Source organism: Blastomonas sp. CCH1-A6 (genome assembly GCF_001556365.1).
Taxonomy (GTDB): Bacteria; Pseudomonadota; Alphaproteobacteria; order Sphingomonadales; family Sphingomonadaceae; genus Blastomonas; species Blastomonas ursincola.
Genome location: NZ_LSIS01000545.1, coordinates 1 through 2,885 on the forward strand (window position 1 = coordinate 1; position 2,885 = coordinate 2,885).

Below are 2,885 nucleotides of genomic sequence, written 5' to 3' on the forward strand. Positions count from 1 at the left end.
CCCCTTCAGGGGAGAGGGAAGAGCCGCGTAGCGGCGAAGGGAGAGGGGCAGGTGAGCGGGGCATCCCCTTCTCCCCAACCCTCTCCCCTGAAGGGGAGAGGGAGTTGAACATGCAACCGCTTGAAAGCATTGAGCCGCTGGGCCATGCCATTGCCATGTTGCTGCCCGGCATTGCCGCGCGCGCGGACGAGATAGAGCAGACGCGGCATCTTCCTGCCGATATTGCGCAGTCGATGGCACAGGCCGGTGCGTTCAACATCCTGCGGCCCAAGAGCCTGCAGGGGCTGGAACTGACGCCGATGGAGATGGTCGCGGTGCTGCACGCCATCGCACGGGCCGAGGCAAGCGCAGGCTGGTGCGCGATGATCGGGTCGACCACCGCGCTCAACGCGGCGTATCTCGCGCATGACGTGGCGAAAGAAATCTATGCCGACCCGCATTCGATCACCGGCGGGGTGTTCGCGCCGATGGGCCGCGCCGACGACATGGGGGACCATTATGTCGTCTCGGGCCGCTGGCAATGGGGATCGGGCAGCGCCAATTGCGACTGGCTGTCGGGCGGCGCGATGATCTTCAAGGATGGCGAGCTTCAGCGGTTCGACAATGGCGCGCCCTATCACCGGATGATGATCTTTCCGGCGGATCAGGCCGAACTGCTCGATACCTGGCATGTCATGGGAATGAAGGGCACCGGCTCGGGCGACTTTACCGTCAAGCAGATCATCGTTCCCAAGGAGCGCAGCGTCTCGCTGATCGCCGACAAGCCGGTCGAGCCGGGCGCGCTGTACCAGTTCCCCATATTCGGCCTCCTGGCCCTGGGCGTCGCCTCGGTGGCGCTGGGCAATGCGGCAGGCGCGCTCGACGAGATCGAGGCGCTCGCAAAGGCCAAGAAGCCGCAAGGGGGCCAGCGCAGCCTTGCCGAACGCGGGGTGGTGCAGACCGAACTGATGCGCGCGCAGGCGAAGCTCGGCGGAGCCGAAGCCTATTTGCGCGAATGCGTCGAAGCGTGCTGGCACGGCGCAACCACGCGCGGAGAGCTATCGCCCGAGGAGCGCGCGCTGCTGCGCCTCGCCGCGACCTACGCCACCGAGACCTCGGCCGAGGTCGCCAAGACCGCGTTCACCATCGGCGGCGGCAGCGCGGTCTACATGACCAGCAACCTGCAGCGCCGCTTCCGCGACGCGCATGTCGCGACCCAGCATATCGCCACCGCGAGCAGCGTGTACGAGCTGGTCGGCCGGGTGGCACTGGGCCTGCCGACCGACCTGGCGATGCTCTAGCCTCGCTCGGGCTCAGGCCAGCAGCGAGACATTCCCTCCGGCTGCGGTCGTGTCGATGCAGACATGGCGCTCGTGCACGCAGCGCGCAGCGAAACTCGCTTCGGTGAGCAGCGGCAGCAGTGCCCCGTCGCGCGCGGCTAGCGCCTTGCGGATCGCGCGCTGGTCGTCGCCCTGGCTCCATGCGGCCACCGCATCGAAGCCCTGGATCCGCTGCAGATCGGCGCGCTCGATAAAGCCGTCGATGGCATGCGGACCCTTGGCGCCCGGCACCACGATCAGCGCCGCACAACCCTCGCCGCGCGCGATTTCCGCCTGCTGCGTCGCCGCTTCGACGGTCGGCCCCAGGCACAGCACGCGCCCACGCGCGAAGGTCGAGAGTATGTTCGATTCGCCCGTCGGCCCCGGCATGGTCTGCGTGTCGAGCGGCAGCTCGGTGACGCGCGGCAGCGCAGCGAGCGCAGCCTCCACCTCGGCCTGGCCGGCGATCCGGGTCAGCGGCGGCAGGTCGAGCTGCGGTCCCTCGGCGGCCGCGAAGCGCGGCAGATAGCGCGGCCCGCCCGCCTTGGGGCCGGTGCCCGACAGGCCCTCGCCACCAAAGGGCTGCGCGCCGACCACGGCACCGATCTGGTTGCGGTTGACGTACATGTTGCCCGCATGGATGCGCGCGGTGATCGCGTCGACACGGGCATCGATGCGCGTCTGCAGCCCGAAGGTCAGGCCATAGCCGCGCGCGTTGATGCGGGTCACCAGATCGTCGATCTCGCCCGCCTCGAAGGTCGCGATGTGCAGCACCGGGCCGAAGATTTCCTCGGCCAGATCCTCGATACCGTTCACAGCGATCGCGGCGGGGCCGACGAACCAGCCGGTCTCGGGCGAATCGAGCTGCTTGAGCAATCGCCCGTCGCGACGCGCCGCCTCGATATGCGCGGCGATCTTCTCGCGCGCCGACTGGTCGATCACCGGGCCGACATCATTGGCCAGCCACCACGGATCGCCCAGCGTCAGCGCATCCATCGCGCCGAACAGCATCTCCTTCAGCGATTCCGCAATATCGCGCTGGACATAGAGCATGCGCAGCGCCGAGCAGCGCTGGCCCGCCGACTGGAAGGCCGAGGCGACGATATCGCGAACCGCCTGTTCGGGCAGTGCGGTCGAATCGACGATCATCGCGTTGAGCCCGCCGGTCTCGGCAATCAGCATCGCATCGGGGGCGCAGCCTTCGGCCATCGCGCGATTGATCGCCTGTGCGGTGGCGGTCGATCCTGTGAAGCAGGTGCCGGCGATCGCCGGATCGCTGCTCAGCACCGCGCCGATCACCCGGCCCGGCCCCGGCAGAAGCTGCAGCGCGGTGACGGGGACGCCCGCCTCGTGCAGCAACCGCGTGGCGAGATGCGCGATCAGCGGGGATTGTTCGGCCGGCTTGGCGAGCACCGCATTGCCCATGGCAAGCGCGGAGGCAATCTGGCCGGTGAAGATCGCCAGCGGGAAGTTCCACGGCGAGATGCAGGTGATGATGCCGCGCGGGCTCGACGCGGGTGCGGCCAGCGCCTCGGCCGCGTAATAGCGCAGGAAATCGACCGCCTCGCGCGAGAGGCGGGCAAATGC

Annotated in this window: 2 protein-coding genes; one reads left to right on the forward strand and one right to left on the reverse strand. The window is 68.5% G+C overall.

Going from position 1 to position 2,885, the window contains the following annotated elements; genetic code table 11:
- The first annotated feature begins 110 nt into the window (after positions 1 to 110).
- Positions 111 to 1,280 (forward strand): acyl-CoA dehydrogenase family protein, encoded by a 1,170-nt coding sequence (locus AX735_RS23530; protein WP_066285107.1) that lies wholly within the window; start codon positions 111 to 113, stop codon positions 1,278 to 1,280.
- Positions 1,281 to 1,292: 12 nt separating this feature from the next.
- Here the strand turns inward: AX735_RS23530 and AX735_RS23535 are convergent.
- Positions 1,293 to 2,885: L-glutamate gamma-semialdehyde dehydrogenase (locus AX735_RS23535; RefSeq protein ID WP_082751291.1), on the reverse strand; the 1,593-nt coding region annotated here is incomplete at its 5' end.